The organism is Pseudomonas sp. S4_EA_1b, assembly GCF_016307435.1.
Lineage (GTDB): Bacteria > Pseudomonadota > Gammaproteobacteria > Pseudomonadales > Pseudomonadaceae > Aquipseudomonas > Aquipseudomonas rhodesiae.
Map to the genome: position 1 here is coordinate 90,755 of NZ_JAEILC010000089.1, position 21,440 is coordinate 112,194.

Genomic DNA, 21,440 nt, shown 5'->3' on the forward strand with positions numbered 1-21,440 from the left:
TACATGAGTTACGAGACTATTTTGCTTGAGGTTCAGGGCCGAGTCGGCCTGATCACCTTGAACCGTCCCCAGGCGCTGAACGCGCTGAACGCACAATTGGTAAGCGAGTTGAATCAGGCCCTGGATGGCCTGGAAGCTAACCCGGAAATCGGCTGCATCGTGCTGACCGGTTCGAAAAAAGCCTTCGCCGCCGGCGCCGATATCAAGGAAATGGCCGAGCTGACCTACCCGCAGATCTATATGGACGACCTATTCAGCGACAGCGACCGTGTGGCCAACCGGCGCAAGCCGATCATTGCCGCCGTTAACGGCTTCGCCCTGGGTGGCGGTTGCGAGCTGGCGCTGATGTGCGACTTTATCCTGGCCGGTGACGGAGCCAAGTTCGGTCAGCCGGAAATCAACCTGGGCGTACTGCCCGGCATGGGCGGCACTCAGCGCCTGACCCGCGCGGTGGGTAAGGCCAAGGCCATGGAAATGTGCTTGACCGGGCGCTTTATCGACGCGGTGGAAGCCGAGCGCTGCGGCATCGTTGCCCGTATCGTGCCGGCCGACGAATTACTGGATGAGGCCTTGAAGGTCGCCACACTGATTGCCGGCAAATCGGTGCCCATCAGCATGATGGTCAAGGAAAGCGTGAACCGTGCATTCGAAGTCAGCCTGTCCGAGGGCGTGCGCTTTGAGCGTCGGGTATTCCATGCGGCCTTTGCGACCCAGGATCAGAAGGAAGGTATGGCGGCCTTTGTGGCCAAACGCGCGCCGGAATTCAAGGACCAGTAAACATGTGGGAGGAGGCTCTTGCCCCCGATAGCGGTGGATCAGTCAGCAGTTACTGAGGCTGAGACACTGTGATCGGGGGCAAGCCCCCTCCCACATACGGCATTTAGAGCGGGTAGTTTTTCAGTTCGCGGGCGATGACCATCCGTTGAATTTCACTGGTCCCTTCATAAATCTGCGTGATCCGCGCATCCCGGTAGTAGCGCTCCACCGGGTAATCCTCCAGGTAACCGTACCCGCCATGAATCTGCATGGCCTGGGAACAGACCTTTTCGGCCATTTCCGAGGCGAACAGCTTGGCCTGGGACGCTTCCGACAGGCAGGGCTTGCCGGCGCTACGCAGGCGCGCAGCGTGCAGGATCAACAAACGCGCGGCATTGAGGCGGGTCTGCATGTCCGCCAGCAGATTGGCCACGCTTTGGTGCTCGATGATTGCCTTGTCGAATTGCACGCGGTCGCGGGCGTAAGTCAGTGCTGCTTCGAACGCTGCGCGGGCGATGCCCAGGGCCTGGGCGGCGATGCCGATACGGCCACCTTCCAGATTGGACAGGGCGATGGCCAGGCCTTTGCCGCGTTCGCCCAGCAGGTTGGCTTCAGGCACGCTGCAGTGGTTGAGGGTCACGGCGCAGGTGTCCGAGGCGCGAATGCCCATTTTGTGTTCGGTGCGGTCCACCACGAAGCCAGGGGTGTCGGTGGGCACCAGGAATGCGGAGATGCCTTTTTTGCCCAACGTCGGGTCGGTTACCGCAAACACGATGGCTAACTTAGCGCGCTTGCCGTTGCTGACAAATTGCTTGGCGCCATTGATCACCCATTGCCCATCACGCAACTCGGCACGGGTGCGCAGGTTGTGCGCCTCCGAGCCGGCCTGGGGTTCGGTCAGGCAAAAGCAGCCAATCGCCTGGCCGCTGGCAAGGTCCGCCAGCCAGGTTTGCTTCTGCTGTTCGCTGCCGTAGTTGAGGATCGGCCCGCAACCCACTGAGTTGTGGATACTCATCAGAGCGCCCGTGGCACCGTCGCCGGCGGAAATCTCTTCCACCGCCAGGGCGTAGGCTACGTAATCGACGTAGGTGCCGCCCCATTCTTCGGGCACCACCATACCGAGCAGGCCCAGTTCGCCCATCTTCGCCACCAGGCCATCGTCGATCCAGCCGGCCTTTTCCCACGCCTGGGCATGGGGAGCGATTTCGCCACGGGCAAAGTCGCGCGCCATATCGCGGATCATCACTTGTTCTTCAGTGTATTCAATGTCTTGCATAAGTTATTTCGCAACCTGCTCGAAGTCGTGGAAGAAGCTCTCGACGTGCGCAGCGTCGAGCGCCTGCAGCGTCGGAGGGTTCCAGCGTGGGGATTTATCCTTATCGATGATCAGGGCGCGCACGCCTTCGATCAGGTCGCCGCGCTCGAACCACTGGCGATCCAGGTGCAGCTCCAGTTCAAAGCACTGTTCCAGCGGCAAGCGCCGCCCACGACGCAGCATCTTCAAGGTCACCGCCATGGCCAGGGGCGAGCGGGTCTGCATCAGGTGCACCGTGTTCAGCGCCCACTCGTGGCTGTCAGCGACGGTGACCTCCTGCAACTGTTCGACAATGCTTGGAACATCGGGCAGGGCAAAGAAGTGGTCGATGGCCGGACGCAAGGCCGCCAGCGGTGCATCCGGCAGGTGTTGTACCGCCAGCTTGGCCAGCAGACCTTGCAGGTCTTTGAGAGGCGTGTCATGCCATTGCAGGCGGTCGAGTTTCTGGTCCAGTTCGGCCAGTTTGGCGCTGTCCAGGTACCAATCCGCCAACCTGCAGTACAGCGCATCGGCCGCGCGGATCTGCACCCCGGTGACGCCAAGGTAAATCCCCAGCTCCCCGGGAATACGCGGCAGGAAATAGCTGCCACCCACGTCCGGGAAATAACCGATGGCCACTTCCGGCATGGCCAGGCGGCTGCGTTCGGTGACTACACGCAAGTCCGCGCCTTGCACCAGGCCCATGCCGCCGCCCAGGACAAAGCCGTCCATCAGCGCCAGTACCGGCTTGCGGTAATGGTGAATGGCCAGATCGAGTGCGTATTCTTCGACGAAAAAATCCTGGTGCAGGGTGTCGCCGCTGTTAAAGCTGTCGTAGAGGGAGCGGATATCGCCGCCGGCACAGAAGGCTTTGTCGCCAGCGCCGCGCAAAACCACGGCATGGATCGCCGGATCATCGGCCCAGGCCTGCAACTGCGCGGTCAGGCAACGCACCATATTAAGAGTCAGGGCGTTCAGGCCGGCGGGGCGGTTGAGGGTAAGGTGGCCGATATGATTACGGACCTCGGCCAGCACCTCGTCCTGAGGCGTCTCGGCACGGTTTGCTTCGGATGAAACCTGAGCAGTCATCTCTAACTCCCTGCTTTTATTGTTCTTTATCAAGAGGCCCGCGAACGGACCATCTCGCGATCGTACCAGTGCAAATTTGCCCCGTACAACCTTGAATCATGCAGGTCGTTTTTGCATTTATGCAGCAGGCAGTCAGGGCACGCGGCTGGCCAGGACTTCGCCGATGCTGCGGCGGCGCGCATGGGTTTCGGCGGCGTGGATCAACTGCTCAAGCTCCATGGGCGCCACGTCGTAGAACTGTTCCATCTCGGCCAGTGCCAGTTTCAGGTCGGCGGCGGTGACGGCGGGGTCCCGTGCGGCGTGGGGATTATTCAACATGACGGCGGGCGATTCGACGGCGCCTTTGGGGTACCGGGTGCGGGTGGCGTTGTTGTAAGCCAGCGCGCAAGCGAGCAGGGCGCCAGCGCCCATCAATACGGCGCCCAGCTCGGACCAGCCCAGGGCAGCAGACGCCGGGTCCGCCAGCACCAGGGTCATGGCCAGGCCACCGGCCGGCGGATGCAGGCAGCGCAGCCAGCACATCAGCACCACGGTCATTCCCGCCGCCAGGCATGCGCCGCCCAGGGTGCGCCCCAGCACACGCGCCACCAGCAGCGCCACGATGCCAGCGCACAGGTAGCTGCCGACGATCGACCAGGGTTGCGCCAACGCACCGGACGACACCGCGAACAGCAACACCGCCGAGGCGCCCAACGGCCCGAGCAAGTGCAGCGCAACCTCCATGCCGAAGACTTGGCCGCACAGCCAGACACTAAACAGCGTGCCCAGCGCCATGCCGATGGCGGCGCGGCTCCATTCGGAAGGACGGGTATTGATAGCGGCAGGTAACCAGCGAGCGAGCATTGAACGGTTCCATAAAAACGGCGGGCAAAAAAAAGACTCGTCTGGTTGCCCGGAAAAGTCCTTGAACGTTCCTGCGATTGGGGGAGGAACCGGCGCAGTGTGCCGTGCAGCAAGATTCGGCGCCAATGCATATTAATGAGGGTTGAGTACAAAAAAAGTGGATTGAAGGGCATCAGCCAAAGGGAATGGAACAGATCACACTGGGTAATGGCGTGTTGATTTTGCCCAGCACGCGGTCATCGGCCTCCTCGTTGAATAAACGTCTGCGTAGGTTCTCTTGCAAGGCTGGCTCGCTGCCCAGTGGACCTTTGAGCGCGACCAGCGCATCACGCAGCTCCATCAAGCGATCCAAGGGCGGCATGGGCAGGTAGCCCACATGCACATTGTCACGAACATCGTCTGGCACGGTATTCTCCTCTCATGAAGTACCACGGTGGTGGCTGCGGCCCACAGCGTCCTTGTCGTTATCCTTGGCCTGTGGCGGTAAATGACTACCGCCACTGGCGATCGAGTTTACCGTTGGGTTTCAAGGGCATGAAAGTGAAATGACACCAGCCGTTACGTATAGCTGCGTAGGAGTTTTTACTCCGGGAGCATCGCCGCCGAGGTTCATTTCGGCGGCGATTTAGCCAGATACAGCAGCACATAAGGGTTGCGGTCGAATTCACCGGTGAGGGTCGGGGTGATGGAACGCAAGCGCGGCTCCTGCAACCCTTCATAATCCGCCTGGCTCATCACCAGCCAGGCAGGCCCTTGCAGCGGTGCCAGTTCCGAAGGCAATTGGGTAAACAGCGGCACCTGATCGCAATCGAGGTTGACCATGTACTTGATCGCCTTGGCGTCTTTGCCCAGGCCGTGCAGCACCACCGGCGCGCGCGCTTGCATGACCTGTTCATGGACCTGCAGGGTGAAGGTGCGGGTGTCATATACACGGCGTTCCAACGGCTCGACCACCAGGATATAGCTGGCCCACACCGCGAGTACGGCAGCCATTGCCGGGCCGACAGGGCGCAGGCGCGCCCTGAACAAGCTCAATAGCGCCAGCGCCTGCAACGCTCCCAGCAGCGCGAATATCGGCGCTAAATGGTTCAGTTGCTCAGGGTAACGTGGGCGCATCACCACCAACCCGACGATCAGCAGTGCGGGCAACGCGGTCCATATCGCCAGCATCAAGCCCCGCAACCAGGCGAACACGCGGCCTTGAATCGCGCTGAAAGGGTAGGCGGCGATGATGGCCGCCATGGGCAACATCGGCAGCAGGTAGCGCGCCTTTTTTGCTTGGGGAATCGACAGCCCCAGCATCACCAGCAACGCGGCGGCGGCACAATAGCCGACCAGCTTCAGGGCCGGCTCAGGCGTCTGTGGCCGGGCCACGCCGATGCCCAGCAACACCAACAGCGCCAGCGGGTAGGCCAGGGCGTAATTGCCCAGGGAACTGGTGAAGTAATACAGCGCGCCACTGGAGCCTTCGCTGCCATCCATGCGCCCCAGGAACTGCATGCGGATCACGTCGTGCATGAAGTTCTCGCCACCACTGAGCTTGGCCAGCAGCAACAGCAGCCCCACGCAGGCCCCCAGCAACGCCAGGGCCAGCAGCCCGAAACTGAACAGCTGACGCCACTGGCGGTTGATCAGGTAGTAGCTGCACAGCACACCGGTAGGCACCACCAGGCCGATTGGCCCACGCACGGCAAACCCCACGATCAATAACAGGTACAGCCAATGCAGGCGCTTGCCCGCGCCGAAATGATCGTGGGCATAACCCAGGTAAAACACTGCCAATGTGACGGCGGCGAGCATCTGATCCAGGGACACCGCGCGGGTTTCACTGATAAAGGTGCTGCTCAACAGCAACAGCGTAATGCTGAGCAGGCCCCAGCGCTGGGAGTAGGGCGCGGTCAGGCGATACACCAGCGTCACGATCAAGGCCGAGGCAATCGCTGTGGGCAGCCACGCGGTAAAACTGCTCACATGCCCCAGCGGCACCGACAGCAGCCAGGTGAGCAGCGTCGAAGTGGCCAGGTAATCGGCATAGGGCTGGCCGTAGGTGGTCGGGAAAAAGCTCGGCCCGTGGCGCAGCATTTCCTGGGCAAACACCACAAACCGCGAATCGAAGCCGATGATTGCCTGGTTCCAGTTCCCGGCAATGAACAGCAGCAACGCCAGCAGGCCCAAACCGAGGGACTGCCGACGAAGCGTGGGTGTGAGCAGCAGTGGTTGGGCTTTGTTCACGTCTCAGGCTTCCGCGACCTTCGCCAGCTCAAGCGCTGGCAGCCATTGCTGCTGGGGAATCGGCAGTTGGCAGGAGTCGCCGCGCCCAATCGGGAAGTACTGGAAGCCTTTGCGCGCCAGACGCTCGCCGTCGTAGAGGTTACGGCCATCGAAGATCACCGGGGTTTTCAAGCGCTGGTGGATCAGGTCGAAGTCCGGCGCCTTGAATTGCTGCCATTCGGTGCAGACGATCAGCGCATCGGCGCCCACAAGGGTTGATTCCGGCGTGCCCATCAGCATCAGGCGGCTTTCATCGGCGTAAATGCGCTGGGTTTCCTGCATCGCTTCCGGGTCGAAGGCGCGCACCTGGGCGCCGGCGGCCCATAAGGCCTCCATCAGCACGCGGCTGGGGGCGTCGCGCATGTCATCGGTGTTGGGCTTGAACGCCAGGCCCCACAAGGCGAAAGTCTTGCCGCGCAGCTCGCCTTTGAAGAACGCATTGATGCGCTCGTACAGCTTGCTCTTCTGACGCTGGTTGATCGCCTCGACGGCTTCCAGCAGATCGCTGGAGCAGTTGGCTTGCTTGGCACTGTGGATCAGCGCGCGCATGTCCTTGGGGAAGCACGAGCCACCGTAGCCACAGCCGGGGTAAATGAAGTGGTAGCCGATGCGCGAGTCGGCGCCGATGCCCAGGCGCACGGCTTCGATGTCGGCGCCCAGGTGCTCGGCTAGCTCGGCGATCTGGTTGATAAAGCTGATCTTGGTGGCCAGCATGCAGTTGGCGGCGTATTTGGTCAGCTCGGCGCTACGCAGGTCCATAAATATGATGCGGTCGTGGTTGCGGTTGAACGGCGCGTACAGCTCGCGCATCACCTCGCGCACTTCTTCACGCTCGCAGCCGATGATGATCCGGTCCGGGCGGCGGCAGTCGGTCACCGCCGAGCCTTCCTTGAGGAATTCAGGGTTGGAGACGATATCGAATTCCAGACTGCGCCCGGCCAGGTGCAAGGCTTTCTCGATATGCGCGCGCAGGGTGTCGCCAGTGCCTACGGGCACGGTGGATTTTTCCACCAGGATCACCGGCTCGATTCGATGGCGTGCCACCGCGTCACCCACCGACAGCACGTACTTGAGGTCGGCCGATCCGTCTTCATCCGACGGCGTGCCCACCGCGATAAACAGCACTTCACCGTGTTCGACGGCGAGTTTCTCGTCGTAGGTGAAATGCAGCCGTCCGCTTTCGAGGTTCTCCTTGACCATCGCGGCCAGCCCCGGCTCGAAGATGCTCACATGGCCTTGCTGCAGCTGCTTGACCTTGTTTTGATCGACGTCCATGCAGATCACATCATGACCGACTTCGGCCAACACAGTGGCCTGCACCAGGCCGACGTAACCACTACCAAATACGCTGATTTTCATGGGGCATTCCTGGGACTTGTAGAGCAAGTGCGACGAGAGTTGATAACCAGCACACCCAGGATGACAAATGCCACCCCGAGGGTTTTCGAAAGCGAAAAATGTTCGTTGAACACCGGCAGGCCGGCCGCCAGCAGATACACCAGCGCGTAGCTGATGCTCAGCAGCGAATAGGCCCGCCCCAGCGGCAGGTGCTTGAGGGCCACCAACCAGCAAAGCATCGACAGGGCATAGGCACAGATCGCCAGAAACACCACCCCGAGGGCTGCGAGATCGATCTGCGCATTGAGCCATTCATGGGGCAGCGGTAAACGCGTCATGCTCCAACGCATGCCCAACTGGGCCACGCTGACCAGACCGACGCTGCCCAAGGCCAGGGCAAATCCGCGCGCCCGGCTCATACCTGACGCCCCAGCAACACTACGCCGGCGATCACCAGCGCGACGCCCAGCCAGTGCCGAGTATCAATGGGCTCCTTGAACACAAAGCGCGCCACCAGGGTGACCAACACAAAATTCAGGCTGAGCATCGGGTAAGCGATGCCCACCTCAAGGCGTTGCAACACCAGCAGCCACACTAATAGTCCGAAGCCCAGGCACAGCAGTGCGGACCACAACCACGGCGAACGCAGCCTCAGTGCCCAACCGGGCGGCTGGTCACGCCAGCCTTCCACGGCGAATTTCTGCGAGACCTGGCCCATGCAGGTCAGCAAGCAAGCGGCCAATAGCAGCAATAGAGTGATCATGACGAGACCTGCGGGAAGATCAGAATCACCAGATTGCCTTGCTCATAGCGCTTGCCGTCCTGAGGCAGCAGGTTCACTTCGGCGACTTCGTCGTCACCCTTAACCCGCATCACCACGCCGACCGCGCCGCGTTTGCGCGCGTCGTTCATCCATTGCTGGACCTGAGCCATGTCGACCTTGTGATGGGCTGCATCAGCGAAGGCCAAGCCGTATTTGACTTCGCCGACGGTGTTATAGAGGGTCACGTCCGCACGCTTGACCCGCCAGGCCAAGGCCGACGCGGCGCCCAGGTCATTGCTCAGCAGGGCGCCGGTCTGTTTCAGTTCCGGTAGGTGATCGATGATGAACTGATCCGGGGTTTTGTTATAAACCACCGAGTGGGGCAAGGCCGCCGGGGCCAGGGCTACCAGCAACCAGCTGCCGATGGCCGGCGCCGCCCAAAGGTGCAGCGGGCGTGCCGCTTGCAGCAGGTTGGCGAAGATCCAGCCAATTAGCAGTACGAAGACCAGTACCAGGCTCAGGGTTTCGGTACCGTGCTCATACACCGGCTTTTTCAGCTGGAACCAACTTAATGCCAGCAACGCCACGATGCCCAATACCAGGTTCAGCCAGCCATTGACGCGCAGCGCACGGCCACGACCCTGGGCTAGTTTTTCAGCCAGCGCATGGCCCATCAGCAGCGCCAGCGGCAACAGGCACGGCATGATGTAGGAGGGCAACTTGCCTTTGGCCAGGCTGAAAAACGCCAAGGGCATCAGCAGCCACAGCAACAGGAAGCCGATAGAAGCCGTGCGTTTCTCCAGCCAGGCCTGTTTGACGGTGGCGGGCAACAGCGCCACCCACGGCAGGCTGAAGCCGACCAACAAGGGCAGGTAGTACCAGAATGGCTCGGCGTGCTGGGCATCTTCGCCGGCGAAGCGCTGGATATGCTCGTGCCAGAAGAAGAAGTGCCAGAAGTCCGGTTCTTGCAGATGTACGGCCAGCGCCCACGGCAAGCTGACGGCCACTGCCACCAGCACCGCTACCAGGCCGTAACCGAGCAGCTCGCGTAAGCGTTTCTGCCACAGCGCGTAGGGCAGGGCGATCAATACCGGCAGCAGCCAGGCGAGAAACCCCTTGGTCATAAAGCCCATACCGCAGGCAAAGCCCAAGAGTGCCCACGCGCCCAGGCGCCCGTTGCGGGTACGGCTGTCGAAGCAAAACCACAAAGCTACGCCGGTCAGGTTGACCCAAAAGGTGAACTGCGGGTCGAGATTGGCGTAACCGCCCAGGGCCGCCACACTGACAAAACTCATATACAGCAAGGTGCTGACCAGGCTTTTGCGCGGGTCATTCCACAGGCGGCGCGCTACCAGATACACCAGCAGGATGCTCAGGCCGGTACTCAAGGCAGACGCGAAACGCACGCCAAACAGGTTCTGCCCGAACATCGCCTGGCCTAGTGCGATCATCCAATAGCCGGCGGCCGGTTTTTCGAAGTAGCGGATGCCCATAAAGTGCGGCGCGGCCCATTTACCGGTCAGCAGCATTTCCTGGCTGATCTGCGCATAGCGGGTCTCGTCGGGAATCCACAGGCCATGGGTGGCCAGCGGCGCCAGGTAACACAGCACGAATGCCAATAGGAGCAGGGGCAGCGCCCACCGGCGCATCATGCCTGCTGCACTCCCAGCCACCCCTCGCGGCCGCTCAACGCGCCACGCACCAGCTGTTGCTGGGGCAGGCGGGTCAGATCGGTGGGCAACAAGTCGCCCAGAGGTGTGAAGTCGATGCCGCGCTGCTTTGCCTGGGCAAGCAGCTGGCGAAAATCGTTAGCCATCAGAATCCCTTCTACTTCTGCATGGATCGTGTAAACGTTGAGCTTCGACGCGGCGAAGCGATCAAGGATGTAGCGATTGAAGTCGTTGGCGGCCACCACCGGCCCGACCACTTCGTCGAAGGTCGGCAGGTCCACCGGAATTTGTGGCGTGCCCGCGCTGCCATCGGCCAGTGTCGGCCGAAACAGGCTGGTACCCCGGCAATCGCTGTTGTAGCGAAAGTTGAAGCCCTGCTTGGCTTGCACCACGCGCTCATCGGCGCGCCAGCCGGCGGCCGCGGAACAATCGATGGGCTCGCCAAGGATGTCGCTCAAGGTGTCCACGCCGCGCCGAATCTGCTCGACCAACTGCGCCTCGCTCCAGCGCCCGGTATTGGCTTGCCAGCCATGGTGGTCCCAGGCGTGCAGGCCGACTTCATGCCCGGCGGCCTTGGCTTGGCGCATCAAATGCCCCAGGTCGCGGCCAATGGGCTTGCCTGGCCAGGCGGTGCCGGCCAGCAGAATGTCCCAGCCGTACAGGCCGGCGGCGTTGGAGCGCAGCATCTTCCACAGGAACTGCGGGCGGATCAGGCGCCACAGGTGGCGCCCCATGTTGTCCGGGCCGACGCTGAAGAAGAACGTCGCTTTTACCCCGGCTTCATCCAGGGATTCGAGCAACCGTGGCACGCCTTCGCGGGTGCCACGGTAGGTGTCGACGTCGATGCGAAGACCTGCCTGCATCAGCGCTTGTCCGCCTGTTCGAGCATTGCTTCACGCAGGAAGAAGTCCAGGGTATTGCCGATGGTTTCGCTCATCTCCACGGTCGGTGCCCAGTTCAACAGGCGCTTGGCGTTTTCGATGCTCGGTTTGCGGTGCGCCACGTCCTGGTAACCGTTGCCGTAGAACGCCTTGCTTTCGACATCGCGGAAACCGGCGAATGGCGGGAAGTTGCCACGCAGCGGGTGGGCCTCGAACTGGCGCAGCAGCTCTTCACCCAACTGGCGGATGCTGGCTTCGTTTTCCGGGTTGCCGATATTGATGATCTGGCCGTTGCACGCGTCATTATCGTTATCGATGATGCGCGCCAGGGCTTCGATGCCGTCGGCGATGTCGGTGAAGCAGCGTTTTTGCTCGCCGCCGTCGAACAGGCGGATCGGCGTGCCTTCCACCAGGTTCAGGATCAACTGAGTGATTGCCCGGGAGCTGCCGATACGCGCCGAATCCAAGCGGTCCAGACGTGGGCCCATCCAGTTGAAGGGGCGGAACAGGGTGAACTTCAGGCCCTTGTCGCCGTAGGCCCAGATCACGCGGTCCAGCAGCTGCTTGGATACCGAGTAGATCCAGCGTTGCTTGTTGACCGGGCCGACCACCAGGTTGGAGGTGTCTTCGTCGAAGTACTGGTCCTGGCACATGCCATAGACTTCCGAGGTCGACGGGAAGATCACGCGCTTGTTGTACTTGACGCAGTAGCGCACCAGCTTGAGGTTTTCTTCGAAGTCCAGCTCGAACACGCGCAGCGGGTTGCGGGTGTATTCGATTGGCGTGGCGATGGCCACCAGCGGCAGGACCACGTCGCACTTCTTGATGTGGTACTCGATCCACTCGGTGTGGATGCTGATATCGCCTTCCACATAATGGAAGTTGGGGTGGCTGCGCAGGCGCTCGATGGCGTCGGAGCCGATGTCCAGGCCGTAGACTTCGTAACGGTCGTCACGCAGCAAGCGCTCGGACAGGTGGTTACCGATAAAGCCGTTCACCCCCAAGATCAGCACGCGGGTGCGGCGTGGCTTACGGCCGGATTCGGCGCCGCGCAGCACGGAGCCGTCCACCAGGCCCAGTTCATCGGCCAGGGACGGGCCGGCCTGGTATAGACCGTTGTCGTTACGCTGACCGAACGTGATCACCAGGGAGTCTTCACCGCAGGCGATGCGCAGCGGATTGACGCTGATCACCCGGCCTGGCGCAAGGCCATGGTTGCCCTTGACCACTTCGGCCTGCCACACGATGAGCTTGTGCTCACCCACGGCGCAGAAGGCGCCAGGGTAGGGTTGCGTGACCGCGCGCACCAGGTTGAACAGTTCTTCAGCCGGTTTTTTCCACTCCAGTTTGCCGTCTGCGGCCGTGCGGCGCCCGAAGTAGGTGGCCTGGCTGTCGTCCTGAGCGGTCTCCGTGAGCTTGCCCGCAACCAGTTGCGGCAGGGCGTCACGCAGAAGGCTGGTGGCCGCGTCACGCAGTTTGGCGTGCAGGGTCAGGCCGGTGTCGCTGCGCTCGATGGTGACTTTTTGCTGAGCCAGGATCGCGCCGGCATCGGCACGTTTGACCATGCGGTGCAGGGTCACGCCGGTTTCGGTTTCGCCGTTGACCAGCACCCAGTTGGCCGGCGCGCGGCCGCGGTATTTGGGCAGCAACGAACCGTGCAGGTTGAACGCGCCTTTGCTGGCAGTGCCCAGCAGGGCTTCACTCAGCAGGTTGCGGTAGTAGAACGAGAAGAGGTAGTCGGGCTTGAGTTTGGCGATGCGCTCGACCCACAGCGGGTGGTTGGCGTCTTCCGGCGCGTGCACGGGAATACCGTTGCGCGCGCACAACTGGGCCACGGAGCCGTAGAAATTGTTTTCCTTGGGATCATCGGCATGGGTGAACACGGCAGCGATGTCGTAACCGGCATTGAGCAGCGCTTCGATGCCTGCACATCCAATATCGTGGTACGCAAATACAACGGCTTTTGAACTCATGACTGAACCTGATCGGGAGAAGTAGAAGTATGGGAGGACGCCAGGCCGTCGACGACGACCACAGGCGCCGGTGCCGCCGGTTGGTTGCGCAGCACTTTTTCAATGAAGAAACGCGGGCGGGCGCGCACATCGCTGTACATGCGGCCCAGGTATTCACCCAACAGGCCCATGCCGATGAACTGGCCCCCGGTGAACACGAACAGCACCGCGAACAGCACGAACATGCCGTCGCCGGCCCACTGCGCGCCGAAGGCCAAGCGCAGGATGATCAGCGCAAAGGCAAACAGCATGCCCAGCGCCGCCAGGCTGAAGCCGACGATGGACAGCAGGCGCAATGGGGTGGTGGTCATGCAGGTCAGCAGATCGAACATCAGGCTGATCAGGCGCATGGCGCTGTATTTGGATTCGCCGTGTTCGCGCTCGGCGTGGTGCACCAGAATCTCGGTAGTGTGGCGGGCAAAACCGTTGGCCAGGATCGGAATGAAGGTACTGCGCTCGCGGCAGGCGAGCATGGCGTCGACGATGGTGCGGCGGTAGGCGCGCAGCATGCAGCCGTAGTCGGTCATGGCCACCCCGGTGGAGCGCTGTACCGCGAGGTTGATCAGCCGCGATGGCCAGCGGCGGAAGGCGGAGTCCTGACGGTTATTGCGCACGGTGGCGACCACGTCGTAGCCCAGGGCGGCTTGTTCCACGAGGCGCGGGATTTCTTCCGGCGGGTTCTGCAGGTCGGCGTCCAGGGTGATCACTACCTCGCCCCGGCACTGCTCGAACCCGGCCATGATCGCCGCATGCTGCCCGTAGTTACGGTTGAGGATCACCGCGACCACGTTGCTGCCATCCTCTGCGGCGGCGTCTTCGAGCAATTGAGCGGAATTGTCGCGGCTACCGTCATCCACCAGGATGATTTCGTATTCGTAGGCCAACTGCTTGCAGGCTGCCGTGGTACGACGCAACAACTCAGGCAGGCTGTCTTGTTCGTTGTAGACCGGGATAACGATCGACACGCAATTAATAGGGTAGGGTTTCAAAGATTCATGACCTCGGGGGTTAGCGCAGCTTGGAGCGTTAAAGCAGCAGCAAAACAAAGGCGATTGCGCACTAATGCACAGCTAAAGATGAAACATAATCAACAGGTTAGCTGGTAAAGCGCGGATTGCTATGAAGTACTGGGTTCAAGATTAAGCGCAAAAATGTGGAACGAATATGAAAGCCGGATGAAAAACTCGTTTATTTGACAGGTAGACAGCCAGGGTTCAGCTAAGCCACCCATGGGCGTCCGGGTTCTATTGAGCGGTTGAATAGGAGCGATTTTAAAAGGCTTTGGTTCCACCCTGAACAGCACAATGGGCAGTTCAGCGCCACATGAAGAATCTTCTCTGCATTGGCGCTCAAGTGCCGGTAAAGTAAGCCATCTCTTGCCAGGGCAGACGGATGAATAGCGTGCAGCTTTTACGCGGCCAGTTGCGGCCGGTATTGATGGGGTTGTTGTTGGGCGTGGCCTGTATTTCCACGGTGCGGGCCGACGACGGGGTGGCGCTGACCAGCATCGATCAGGTGCCCGAAGGCGTGGAAGTACGCGGCAAGCAGATCGCGGCCTACACCTGGGACGACCGCCAGGGCAAAAACCTGCTGGTACTCGCCGAGCAGCTCAACGAACGGGACGATGACGGCACCCAGTCTGCATTTGTCTACGCCGCCCAGTACCTGATTGACGGCAAACGCCCCAAGCGTATGTGGATGCTCTACGACGATGTGCAGCACTGCCAATTCGATGCGGCCCTGCGTTTCGACCGAACCGCCACCAAAGTCACTGACCTGAACGGGGATGGCATCACCCAGACCGTCGTCGGCTATTCGCTGACCTGCACCAGCGACGTCAGCCCCAATGAATTCAAGCTGATCATGCATGTGGGCAAATCCGAGAAGTACCGCCTGCGCGGCGTCGACCGCTACGGCGCGGCTTGGTGGGATGAAGAGGCTGGCGCGCTGCGCGGTATGCCGTTGCCCAAGGACTGTAGCGTGGCCGGCCAACAGGCGCTGGTCAGTCAATACAAGGAGCAGGGCACCGAGCTGCCATTGCCGGGCTGCTACCGCGACGAGAAGGATTTCGCCAAGGCACCGCAGGCGTACTTACCGTTCATGCGTCAGCACTGGTTTGCCCTGATGCAGAAACAGGACGCCGAGTGGAGCCAGGCCCAGACCCAGCCTCAGGAACCCACCGACGACGAAGAAACCGCCCCGTGATTTTGTGCCAGGGCCGGTCATGCGCTAGACTCGGCCTTCGCCAATTCACTAAATACCTCGATGAAACAATGAGTTGATCGGGGTATTTAATCCAAAGGCTGAATTACATTGACTGAGTTTCTGCGCAACCCCCTGACCCTTTACCTCACCCGCCTGGCACCTTCCAGCCAATTGACCATGCGCTATGTGCTGCAAGACGCCGCCGACCGCCTGGGCTTCGAAGACATCAATCTTGAAGAGATCGACTGGCACCTGCTGCAACCCGAACATGTCATCGCCCTGGTGGCGGCGCTGCGCGAAGACGGTTACGCGCCCAACACCTCATCGCTGTACGTTAATGCCGTACGCGGGGTGATGAATGAAGCCTGGCGCATGAGCCTGATCACTCAGGAACACCTGCTGAAGATGCGCACGGTCAAGGCATCCGCCGGCACGCGCCTGGGTCAGGGCCGCAATCTGCGCCGAACGTTGATCCGCGAAATGATGGAAGCCTGCGCCGCCGACCCACGCCCCCAGGGCCTGCGTGATGCCGCGGTGATCGGCATTCTCTATGGCTCAGGCATGCGCAAATCGGAGTCGGTCAACCTCGACCTCGCGCAGGTCGACTTCGCCGAGCGCAGCCTGCGGGTAATCGGCAAGGGCAATAAGGAACTGGTCAAATACGCGCCGGACTGGGCCTTCGCCAAACTGCAGGCGTGGCTGGCGTTTCGTCGTGATCAGCTCAAGGAGGGCGAGGAGGATGACAGCTTTCTGTTTAACCGCATCCGCCGTGGCAGTCATATCACCCGTGAACGCATCACCAAACACGCAATTTACTACATCGCCCGCCAACGCGGCGAACAGGTCGGCGTGAAGATCATGCCCCATGACTTCCGCCGCTCGTTCATCACGCGAGTGATCGAGGAGCATGACCTGTCGATTGCGCAGAAGCTGGCGCACCACACCAATATCCAGACCACCGCCAGCTATGACGTTCGCGACGACAATGAGCGGCGGCGGGCAGTGGATCGGTTCGATTTGTAGAACGGTCAGAGGATCGGCTTGCCACCGGTGACGGCGTAACGCGAGCCGGAGATGTAGCTGGCTTCGTCCGAGGCCAGCAATACATAGATCGGCGCCACTTCCACCGGCTGTCCGGGGCGGCCCAGCGGGGTTTCGCTGCCGAAATTCTGCACATCCTCGTCGGTCATGGTGGCCACGATCAGCGGCGTCCAGATCGGGCCAGGGGCGACGCTGTTGACGCGAATCCCCTTGCTGCCGAGCATCTGTGCCAGGCCCCCGGTGAAGTTGGCAATGGCGCCCTTGGTGGCGGCGTAGGGCAGTAATGTCGGCTTGGGCATGTCGGAATTGACCGATGTGGTGTTGATGATCGAGCTGCCGGCCTTCATGTGCGGCAAAGCCGCCTTGCAGATGCGAAACATGGCGGTGATGTTGATATCGAAAGTCTTGACCCATTCTTCATCCTCGATTTCTTCGAGGGTTTCATGGCTCATCTGGAACGCGGCGTTATTGACCAGCACGTCGATACGGCCGAACTGTTCAACGGTCTTGTCCACCAGCGCCTGGCAGGTGGCTTTTTGCGCAATATCGCCGGGCAGCAGCAGGCACTGACGGCCGGCTTCTTCGACCCAACGCGCGGTCTCCTGAGCGTCGTCGTGCTCATCCAGATAGGCGATGGCCACATCGGCGCCTTCACGGGCAAACGCGATGGCGACTGCGCGGCCGATGCCGCTGTCGGCGCCGGTGATCAGGGCAATTTTGTTGGCCAGGCGGCCGGAGCCCTTGTAGCTCTGTTCGCCACAGTCCGGGTACGGATCCATTTTCTTCTGGGTACCCGGAACGCTTTGGGCTTGCGGGGCGAACGGCGGGCGTGGGTAATCAGTCATTGTCGGTCTCCATAGGTGTGTGAAACAGCTATGGAGTTAGTGTTTTCCGGCCCGCCGATAGTTGTAATGGATGCCGGCCAAGCCCGACGAATGGTGCCTGTCAGGAGGAGGGCGGGGCGCTCGCCAAATGCGCTGGCAAGCGGCGTAAGGTCCACAGCACCGTGAGGAGTGCCGCGACGGCGCACAGTGCGATTCCCACCAGCATCGGCGCTGGCGTGTGGTCGGCGAACACACCGACCAGGCTCATGCACACCGCGCCGGTGATCATTTGAATCGCCCCGAGCAGCGCCGAGGCCGAGCCCGCTACGGCACCGTGGTCCTCCATGGACAGCACGCCGGCCGCCGGCAATAGCAGGCCGAGAAAACCAAAGCCGATAAACAGCAGCGACATCATCAAGGCCAGGTTGCCGGACCACAGCGTGGTGATTGCCAGCAGGCTCATCACCACCGCCACACCGATCACCGAACTGCGAATCAGCGGCGCCAGACCAAAGCGTGCGCTGAGGCGCGCAGTCAGTTGGCTCATGGCGAAAAACGACGCGGCGTTGAGGGCGAATGCCAGGCTGAATTGGGTCGGCGTCAGGCCGAAGTGCTCGATGTACACGAACGGCGCGCTGCCGATAAACACGAAAAACGTGGCCAGCCCGAAGCCGCACACCAACGACAATCCCATGAATACGGGGTCACGCAGCAAACCGCCGTAGCTGCTGAAGGCGCTGCCCAGGGTTTTGCCCAGACGGCGCTCCGCCGGGTGAGTCTCGGGCAATTGCACGACAGTCATCACCAGGCACAGCACAGCCACCACCGCCAGCACGGCAAACACTTCGCGCCAGCTCCACAGGGAAATTACCAGGCTGCCGGCCAACGGCGCGAGAATCGGCGAAACACTCATCACCAGCATCAGTAGGGACATCAGCCGCGCGGCTTCATGGCCGGTGTACAGGTCGCGCACAATGGCGCGGGGCACCACCATGCCGGCGCAGGCCCCGAACGCCTGCATTGCGCGAAAGGCAATCAGCACTTCAATGGTCGGCGCCAATGCGCAACCGATGCTGCCCACCGCGAAAATCATCAACCCGGCATAAATCGGTGGCTTGCGCCCGAATACATCGCTGATCGGCCCGTAAAACAGCTGGCACACGCCGATCACAATAAAGAACACCGTCAGGCTCATCTGCACCGCCGCCGGTGATGCGTGCAGGCTCGCGCCCAGGGTAGGGAGGGCAGGGAGGTAACTGTCGATGGCGAAGGGGCCGATGGCGGTGATCAACCCCAGCAGCAGGGCGAGATGGGCAATACGTCGAGACATGGAGCAATTCCGGGCCAAGCAAAGGCCGCTCAGCTTAAGGGATCCGCGCAGATCCGCAAACTTAGGCTTCAATAACAGGGACAAGATGCCGATAACGGTACTAACGACGCTCAGGCGGTTGGCTTTTCAACCGGCGTTCCAGGCACAGGGATACCCGCATGACGATCAAATTACGCTTGATGCTGCTGATTGCGACTGGATTGTTGACCGCCATGCTGATGAGCTTGGTCAGTTACCTGGGAAACGCTCGGATGAGCGACGCCGTGCGCGAAAACGAGGTCAGCATGACGGTGCTGCGCAACCATATGGAAGCCGACATGATGCACGACGCTCTGCGCGCCGACGTGTTGTCTGCCATGTTGGTCGGGCTGGGTAAGAGCACCAGTAGCAAGGACGAGGTCAGCAGTTCGCTCAAGGAGCACGCGGAGCATTTTCGCCAGATGCTGGCAGAGAACCTCAAGCTGCCGTTGGACGAGACGCTCAGGAACAAGTTGGAAAGCACCAAGCCCGCGCTCGATACCTATATCAGCGCAGCCGAACGTATCGTCGTGCTGGCTCTGGACAACCCGGAAGCCGCTCGCGGCGAATTAGAAACGTTCAATAAAGCGTTCACCCAACTGGAAGATCAACTGGCAACGCTGAGCGAGCTGATCGAAAGCAATACCCAGCAAACCGGCGCCAGCACCCAACAGACAATTCGCAGCGCCAATTTCACCCTAGGTGCGGTGCTGATTGCCAGTCTGTTGTTGCTCCTGGCGCAAGGCCGTTGGGTGATGCTGAGCATCATGGGCCCACTGCAGTCCGCTAGCCGGATTGCCGCCAGCATCGCCCGGGGCAACTTGAGCGAAACCATTGTCGAGCCGCATCGCAAGGACGAAGCCAGCTCATTGATCCGCAGCCTGGCGACCATGCAGCGTGATTTGCGCGGCATGATCGACGTAGTGCGCAGCAACGCACACGGCATCACCGGCGTTACCGAACAACTGAGTCATGGCTGTCATGAAGTCGCCAACAGCAGCCAGCAGCAAAGTTCAGCCGCCAGCACCATGGCCGCTGCCGCCAGTGAAATGACTGCCAGTATCGAAGAAATCACCCGCCACGCCGGGCACGCACTGGAAATGGCCAACCAGGCCGAAGCCCTGGCCAAGGACGGTGGGCGAGTCATACACCAGGTGGTCAGCGACATGGACGGTATCGCCCGTTCCTCCCAGCAATCGGCCCAGGTGATCCGCACCTTGGACAAGGAATCCGAGGCGATCTACAGCATCATCCAAGTGATCAAAGGCATCGCTGACCAAACCAACCTGCTGGCCCTCAACGCAGCCATCGAAGCGGCGCGGGCCGGGGAGCAGGGGCGCGGCTTTGCGGTGGTGGCCGATGAAGTGCGCAGCCTTGCGGGGCGTACCAGTGCGTCGACCCAGGAAATCGCCAGCATGGTTGGGCGCATCCAGCAAAGCACCCGGGAAGCGGTAACCAGCATGGAGGAGGGCGTCGCTCAAGTGGACAAAGGCATGGCGGTTACCGCTGATGTGGAACGCGCCATTCGCGAGATCCTGCAGGCAACCCTCAACACCACGGAACTGGTGCACGACATTTCGCGCACCATCAGTGAACAGAGCCTGGCCAGCAATGAAATCTCCCATCAGGTGGAGATGATTGCCGGGATGTCGGAGAACAACAGTCGTGTGATAGGCCAGACAGCGTCGACCACGGACGAGCTGTCGAGCCTGGCCGGCAAGCTGTCGCAGTCGGTGGATCGGTTTCAGCTTTGATTTCGTACGCTATTGATTAACTCAACTAAATAGTCATTTAGTTGAGTTGGATGCCAGAAGAGGGGGCTCAAGACTGGGCGAGGGCGGCCGCACGGCGCTGGCTGATACGTTCCACCGTCTGCATATGTTCGGTGCCCCAGGCACATAAGGTGCCCAATGCAATGGCCAAGGATTCGCCAAACGGTGTCAGCGAGTACTCCACCTTCGGCGGGATCTCCTGAAAATCGATTCGCACGATGATCTCGTCGCGCTCCAATTCCTTGAGTTGCTGAATCAACACTTTATCGGTCACGCCACCGATGGCGCGGCGCAATTCGCCGTAGCGATGGACATCCTTCGCCAGATTGTAGAGAACCAGCGGTTTCCATTTGCCGCCGATCACGGCGAGCGCAGCTTCAAGGCCGCAGTTGAATGACGTATTAGCCATGATTCGGGCACTCCATAGGGTACTTACCAAAAGGTGCATACTATTCAAAAGAATAGTCCGGATCTACAGTTGTGCCTCCACATACCTTGGAGTGCAACATGAGCAGGCTCAACGGCAAGATTGCAGTCATCACCGGTGGCAACAGCGGCATAGGCTTGGCGAGCGCGATTCGCTTTGCGCAGGAAGGCGCGCAGGTCGTTATCGTCGGCCGCAGGCAAGAAGAACTTGACAAGGCGCTCGACCTGATCGGCCCGCACGCCATAGCCATTCAGGGTGATATTGCCAAACTGGATGATCTGGAACGCATCTTCGCGCAGATCAAGGCGACTAAGGGTCGGATTGATGTGTTATTCGCCAATGCGGGCCTAGGTGATTTCGAGCCTATCGGCTCAATTACCGAAGCATCGTTCGACCGCACGTTTGGCATCAACGTCAAAGGCACACTGTTCACCGTGCAAAACGCGCTGCCACTGATGAGCGCCGGCGGCTCGATCATGCTCACCGGTTCTACGACTGGCACCATGGGAACACCAGCGTTCAGCGTTTACAGCGCAACCAAGGCGGCACTGCGCAATTTCGCCAGAAGTTGGGCGCTGGACCTTAAAGGCACAGGCATTCGCGTCAACGTTATTTCTCCTGGACCGATCTCGACACCCGGACTGGACCTGGCATTGAGCGGAACCGGTCAGAAAGACGCGATCATTGACGACATGACTGGGCAGGTTCCTCTGGGCCGAATTGGTCAAGCCGAAGAGGTGGCAGCGGCCGCATTGTTCCTGGCGTCGGACGAAAGCAGTTTTATGACCGGCAGCGAGATGTTCGTGGATGGCGGGTTTGCTCAGGTTTGACACAGCAAGGGGTTTTGCCCGTTGAAATGTGACGGGCATCGCCTCTGATTATGTAACATTACGTTACGCATAATGT

20 protein-coding genes and 1 pseudogene are annotated in these 21,440 nt (G+C 60.9%); 6 read left to right on the top strand and 15 right to left on the bottom strand.

What is annotated here, in order from left to right:
• The first annotated feature begins 3 nt into the window (after nt 1-3).
• On the top strand, nt 4-777 hold the full coding sequence (locus tag YA0848_RS25155) for an enoyl-CoA hydratase (RefSeq protein ID WP_034097928.1): 774 nt from the start codon (nt 4-6) through the stop codon (nt 775-777).
• A gap of 103 nt (nt 778-880) precedes the next feature.
• Here YA0848_RS25155 and YA0848_RS25160 read toward each other — a convergent pair whose 3' ends face one another.
• The 12 genes from YA0848_RS25160 to arnC all read right to left on the bottom strand — a co-directional run bounded on the left by YA0848_RS25160 (nt 881) and on the right by arnC (nt 13,906).
• Nucleotides 881-2,032, bottom strand: coding sequence for an acyl-CoA dehydrogenase family protein (locus YA0848_RS25160; protein ID WP_034097925.1), 1,152 nt, complete (start codon nt 2,030-2,032; stop codon nt 881-883).
• A gap of 3 nt (nt 2,033-2,035) precedes the next feature.
• On the bottom strand, nt 2,036-3,139 hold the full coding sequence (locus YA0848_RS25165; protein WP_169902601.1) for an enoyl-CoA hydratase/isomerase family protein: 1,104 nt from the start codon (nt 3,137-3,139) through the stop codon (nt 2,036-2,038).
• Between the two features lie 132 nt (nt 3,140-3,271).
• Nucleotides 3,272-3,982, bottom strand: a complete 711-nt coding sequence (locus tag YA0848_RS25170) for an HPP family protein (protein WP_034097922.1) — start codon at nt 3,980-3,982, stop codon at nt 3,272-3,274.
• Between the two features lie 172 nt (nt 3,983-4,154).
• Nucleotides 4,155-4,388 carry a type VI secretion system contractile sheath small subunit gene (locus tag YA0848_RS25175; RefSeq protein WP_034113738.1) on the bottom strand — a complete coding sequence of 78 codons (234 nt, stop codon included), beginning with the start codon at nt 4,386-4,388 and terminating at the stop codon, nt 4,155-4,157.
• A 203-nt stretch (nt 4,389-4,591) separates the two neighbouring features.
• A complete protein-coding gene (locus tag YA0848_RS25180) occupies nt 4,592-6,214 on the bottom strand; it encodes an ArnT family glycosyltransferase (protein ID WP_169902600.1) in 1,623 nt (540 codons plus the stop codon).
• A gap of 3 nt (nt 6,215-6,217) precedes the next feature.
• Nucleotides 6,218-7,612, bottom strand: coding sequence for a UDP-glucose dehydrogenase family protein (locus tag YA0848_RS25185; RefSeq protein WP_034097916.1), 1,395 nt, complete (start codon nt 7,610-7,612; stop codon nt 6,218-6,220).
• A complete protein-coding gene (arnF, locus tag YA0848_RS25190) occupies nt 7,609-8,010 on the bottom strand; it encodes a 4-amino-4-deoxy-L-arabinose-phosphoundecaprenol flippase subunit ArnF (RefSeq protein WP_034097914.1) in 402 nt (133 codons plus the stop codon). The genes YA0848_RS25185 and arnF overlap by 4 nt, the downstream gene beginning before the upstream one ends.
• The gene (gene arnE / locus YA0848_RS25195) at nt 8,007-8,354 is read right to left on the bottom strand and encodes a 4-amino-4-deoxy-L-arabinose-phosphoundecaprenol flippase subunit ArnE (RefSeq protein WP_169902599.1); all 348 of its coding nucleotides are present in this window, start codon (nt 8,352-8,354) and stop codon (nt 8,007-8,009) included. Before arnE ends, arnF begins: the two co-directional genes overlap by 4 nt.
• Nucleotides 8,351-10,006 carry a lipid IV(A) 4-amino-4-deoxy-L-arabinosyltransferase gene (arnT, locus tag YA0848_RS25200; protein WP_169867797.1) on the bottom strand — a complete coding sequence of 552 codons (1,656 nt, stop codon included), beginning with the start codon at nt 10,004-10,006 and terminating at the stop codon, nt 8,351-8,353. Before arnT ends, arnE begins: the two co-directional genes overlap by 4 nt.
• Nucleotides 10,003-10,887, bottom strand: coding sequence for a 4-deoxy-4-formamido-L-arabinose-phosphoundecaprenol deformylase (gene arnD / locus YA0848_RS25205; protein ID WP_169902597.1), 885 nt, complete (start codon nt 10,885-10,887; stop codon nt 10,003-10,005). The genes arnT and arnD overlap by 4 nt, the downstream gene beginning before the upstream one ends.
• Nucleotides 10,887-12,878, bottom strand: coding sequence for a bifunctional UDP-4-amino-4-deoxy-L-arabinose formyltransferase/UDP-glucuronic acid oxidase ArnA (gene arnA / locus YA0848_RS25210; protein WP_169867798.1), 1,992 nt, complete (start codon nt 12,876-12,878; stop codon nt 10,887-10,889). Before arnA ends, arnD begins: the two co-directional genes overlap by 1 nt.
• Nucleotides 12,875-13,906 (bottom strand): undecaprenyl-phosphate 4-deoxy-4-formamido-L-arabinose transferase, encoded by a 1,032-nt coding sequence (arnC, locus tag YA0848_RS25215; protein WP_169902596.1) that lies wholly within the window; start codon nt 13,904-13,906, stop codon nt 12,875-12,877. The genes arnA and arnC overlap by 4 nt, the downstream gene beginning before the upstream one ends.
• Before the next feature lie 403 nt (nt 13,907-14,309).
• Between arnC and YA0848_RS25220 the strand changes: the two genes are divergently transcribed.
• On the top strand, nt 14,310-15,122 hold the full coding sequence (locus YA0848_RS25220) for a M949_RS01915 family surface polysaccharide biosynthesis protein (RefSeq protein ID WP_034097903.1): 813 nt from the start codon (nt 14,310-14,312) through the stop codon (nt 15,120-15,122).
• A 108-nt stretch (nt 15,123-15,230) separates the two neighbouring features.
• Nucleotides 15,231-16,145 carry a site-specific integrase gene (locus YA0848_RS25225; protein WP_169902595.1) on the top strand — a complete coding sequence of 305 codons (915 nt, stop codon included), beginning with the start codon at nt 15,231-15,233 and terminating at the stop codon, nt 16,143-16,145.
• Between the two features lie 5 nt (nt 16,146-16,150).
• Here the strand turns inward: YA0848_RS25225 and YA0848_RS25230 are convergent, their stop codons facing one another.
• Together YA0848_RS25230 and YA0848_RS25235 are read right to left on the bottom strand one after the other, a co-directional pair.
• Nucleotides 16,151-17,008 carry an SDR family oxidoreductase gene (locus YA0848_RS25230; protein ID WP_034097899.1) on the bottom strand — a complete coding sequence of 286 codons (858 nt, stop codon included), beginning with the start codon at nt 17,006-17,008 and terminating at the stop codon, nt 16,151-16,153.
• 100 nt (nt 17,009-17,108) lie between these two features.
• Nucleotides 17,109-18,317, bottom strand: coding sequence for a multidrug effflux MFS transporter (locus YA0848_RS25235; protein ID WP_169902594.1), 1,209 nt, complete (start codon nt 18,315-18,317; stop codon nt 17,109-17,111).
• Between the two features lie 158 nt (nt 18,318-18,475).
• Here YA0848_RS25235 and YA0848_RS36750 point away from each other — a divergent pair.
• Together YA0848_RS36750 and YA0848_RS36755 are read left to right on the top strand one after the other, a co-directional pair.
• Nucleotides 18,476-19,231 (top strand): annotated as a pseudogene (locus YA0848_RS36750) (MCP four helix bundle domain-containing protein); the annotation flags it as partial.
• Between the two features lie 132 nt (nt 19,232-19,363).
• Nucleotides 19,364-20,089 carry a methyl-accepting chemotaxis protein gene (locus YA0848_RS36755; protein WP_405045996.1) on the top strand — a complete coding sequence of 242 codons (726 nt, stop codon included), beginning with the start codon at nt 19,364-19,366 and terminating at the stop codon, nt 20,087-20,089.
• Between the two features lie 67 nt (nt 20,090-20,156).
• Here YA0848_RS36755 and YA0848_RS25245 read toward each other — a convergent pair whose 3' ends face one another.
• The gene (locus YA0848_RS25245; RefSeq protein WP_034113730.1) at nt 20,157-20,516 is read right to left on the bottom strand and encodes a winged helix-turn-helix transcriptional regulator; all 360 of its coding nucleotides are present in this window, start codon (nt 20,514-20,516) and stop codon (nt 20,157-20,159) included.
• 98 nt (nt 20,517-20,614) lie between these two features.
• Here YA0848_RS25245 and YA0848_RS25250 point away from each other — a divergent pair, with 98 nt between their 5' ends.
• Nucleotides 20,615-21,364, top strand: a complete 750-nt coding sequence (locus tag YA0848_RS25250) for an SDR family NAD(P)-dependent oxidoreductase (protein ID WP_034113728.1) — start codon at nt 20,615-20,617, stop codon at nt 21,362-21,364.
• The last annotated feature ends 76 nt before the right edge of the window (nt 21,365-21,440 follow it).

Bases quoted from the DNA above. Each gene is read 5' to 3' on its own strand.
- YA0848_RS25220 (WP_034097903.1), top strand. From the start codon at position 14,310: ATGAATAGCGTGCAGCTTTTACGCGGCCAGTTGCGGCCGGTATTGATG.
- YA0848_RS25250 (WP_034113728.1), top strand. From the start codon at position 20,615: ATGAGCAGGCTCAACGGCAAGATTGCAGTCATCACCGGTGGCAACAGC.
- YA0848_RS25235 (WP_169902594.1), bottom strand. From the start codon at position 18,317: ATGTCTCGACGTATTGCCCATCTCGCCCTGCTGCTGGGGTTGATCACC.
- arnF (WP_034097914.1), bottom strand. From the start codon at position 8,010: ATGAGCCGGGCGCGCGGATTTGCCCTGGCCTTGGGCAGCGTCGGTCTG.
- arnE (WP_169902599.1), bottom strand. From the start codon at position 8,354: ATGATCACTCTATTGCTGCTATTGGCCGCTTGCTTGCTGACCTGCATG.
- YA0848_RS36755 (WP_405045996.1), top strand. From the start codon at position 19,364: ATGGCCGCTGCCGCCAGTGAAATGACTGCCAGTATCGAAGAAATCACC.
- YA0848_RS25185 (WP_034097916.1), bottom strand. From the start codon at position 7,612: ATGAAAATCAGCGTATTTGGTAGTGGTTACGTCGGCCTGGTGCAGGCC.
- arnT (WP_169867797.1), bottom strand. From the start codon at position 10,006: ATGATGCGCCGGTGGGCGCTGCCCCTGCTCCTATTGGCATTCGTGCTG.
- arnD (WP_169902597.1), bottom strand. From the start codon at position 10,887: ATGCAGGCAGGTCTTCGCATCGACGTCGACACCTACCGTGGCACCCGC.
- YA0848_RS25170 (WP_034097922.1), bottom strand. From the start codon at position 3,982: ATGCTCGCTCGCTGGTTACCTGCCGCTATCAATACCCGTCCTTCCGAA.
- YA0848_RS25165 (WP_169902601.1), bottom strand. From the start codon at position 3,139: ATGACTGCTCAGGTTTCATCCGAAGCAAACCGTGCCGAGACGCCTCAG.
- YA0848_RS25155 (WP_034097928.1), top strand. From the start codon at position 4: ATGAGTTACGAGACTATTTTGCTTGAGGTTCAGGGCCGAGTCGGCCTG.
- YA0848_RS25245 (WP_034113730.1), bottom strand. From the start codon at position 20,516: ATGGCTAATACGTCATTCAACTGCGGCCTTGAAGCTGCGCTCGCCGTG.
- YA0848_RS25160 (WP_034097925.1), bottom strand. From the start codon at position 2,032: ATGCAAGACATTGAATACACTGAAGAACAAGTGATGATCCGCGATATG.
- arnA (WP_169867798.1), bottom strand. From the start codon at position 12,878: ATGAGTTCAAAAGCCGTTGTATTTGCGTACCACGATATTGGATGTGCA.
- YA0848_RS25230 (WP_034097899.1), bottom strand. From the start codon at position 17,008: ATGACTGATTACCCACGCCCGCCGTTCGCCCCGCAAGCCCAAAGCGTT.